2 protein-coding genes are annotated in these 2,107 nt (G+C 22.7%); both read left to right on the forward strand.

Going from position 1 to position 2,107, the window contains the following annotated elements; translation table 11 throughout:
• The coding region (locus tag J1C67_RS19330) for a condensation domain-containing protein (protein WP_207253614.1) at positions 1–357 on the forward strand (357 nt) is incomplete at its 5' end.
• Positions 358–388: 31 nt separating this feature from the next.
• Positions 389–2,107, forward strand: a 1,719-nt coding sequence (locus tag J1C67_RS19335) for an AMP-binding protein (RefSeq protein ID WP_207253615.1), incomplete at its 3' end; no start/stop codon positions are given.

Below are 2,107 nucleotides of genomic sequence, written 5' to 3' on the forward strand. Positions count from 1 at the left end.
ATATTTGATGTTATGTTAGATATGAATAATATAGGAATTGATTTTGATATTAAGTTTGGACTGAGTAAATTGAATTCATTAAATTTAAAAAATAAAGTATCAAAATTTGATATAACATTAAAAGTTCTTGAAGAAGATAATTTATTACATCTTATATGGGAATATTCAATTCACTTGTTTAGTCATGAAAATATTATTAAATTTAAAGATGATATTAATATGATAATAGATTCTATTGTTTTAAAGCAGGATTTGAAAATTAAAGATATCAGTTTGTTAAGAGAATTTCAAAAGGAGAGTATTTTAAAATCAGAAAAATCAATTATGAATTTAAAGAGTAGCGGATTTGATTTTTAAAATATTTTAAGGAATAGTGGGGGGAGAGTTTATGAATAAAGATATAGATTTAGAAGAAAAGTTATTAAACTCAAAGAAGTTTTGGAGTAGTAAAGATTTTAGTGAAGTTAATATGGATGCAATTTCTTATGATTTTAATATAAATAAAGGGTGTAAAATAGAACAGATAGATTTTAGTTTAAACACTGAGTTATTAAAAAAATTGAATGCTTTAACTGAAGGTGTTGATTTGAAGCAATATGTTATATTTTTAGTAGCTTTAAAAAGTGAATTATATAAATATTCCGAAAATAGCCAAAGTGTAATTGGGGTACCAGTTTATTTGGGGAATAATGATATTGAGGATGTTTTCAATAATAAAATATTACCACTTAAAAGTGATATAAGAAAAGAGTTTAGCGTTAAAGAATTAATAAAAAATGTTCAAACTGAATTATTTATGATGTATGAAAATGAATACTGTAATGTTAATGAAATATTTAAAGGTGAAAATTTAGCTGAAGATATAATGCAAATTACTTCTGTTAACATAACTATGAATACAATTCATAATAATAAAACTATTGAGAGTATATGTAATTCAAAAGATAATAAGATTACCATTTGTATTAATAAGAAAAATAACAATGATATATATATATCGTTATTTTATAATGCTAATTTATATAGTAAAGTTTCAATTGAAATTTTTGAAAAGAGATTTGAAAAATTAGTATGTGAAATTATAGCTAATATTAATAAAAATATTAGTGATTTAGATATATTTATAGAAAATGAATATGAAGATATTATTTATAATTATAATAATACATATTCTATATATGATAAAAAAAGTACAATTCAAGAGATATTTGAGAAACAAGCTTTAGAAAAACCTAATAAAATAGCAGTAAAGTATGGAAATGCAAAACTAACCTATCAAGAATTAAATGAAAAAGCTAATCAGTTAGCAAGAAAGTTAAAAAATGATGGAGTTAAGCAAGACACTATAGTTGCACTAATGATGAAACCATCATTAGAGTTAATAATTGGGATAATTGGAGTTTTAAAATCTGGAGGAGCATATGTTCCTATAGATATTAAATATCCTAAAGAAAGAATAGAGTATATATTAAATGATGCTAATGTAGATATAGTTATTTCAACTGAGGAGATTATAAAAAATATTAATTTTAATGCTAAATTAATTGATATAAATAAACATAAGTTTAATGAAGATACTCAAAATTTAGTGGTGCAAAGTAAAAGTTTTAATTTAGCTTATGTTATATATACGTCTGGAAGTACGGGGAATCCTAAAGGTGTAATGATAGAGCATAGTTCAGTATTAAATTATATAAAATTTTGTAATAAGTATTATCAAAGAGATGGAAGTGGGGATTTACCATTATTCACTTCAATATCGTTTGATTTAACAGTTACATCTGTGTTTGTACCATTATTATCTGGACATAAAATAGTAATTGAGAACATAGATGAGGATATTAATTTATCAAGTATATTAGAAGGAGATATAGATATTATTAAGCTTACTCCAGCTCATTTAAGTATAATAAATGACTTGAAAGTTAGTTATACTAATGTCACAAAGATGATATTAGGTGGAGAAGAATTATCAGAGAAACTAGCTAATGATATTAATAATAAATTTAATAATAAAATAGATATTATTAATGAATATGGACCAACAGAAGCAACTGTAGGATGTATAATATATAAATTTGATAATAATAGGCTAAGAGGAAAAAAT

The sequence above is a fragment of the Clostridium gasigenes genome, assembly GCF_017348895.1.
Lineage (GTDB): Bacteria > Bacillota > Clostridia > Clostridiales > Clostridiaceae > Clostridium > Clostridium gasigenes.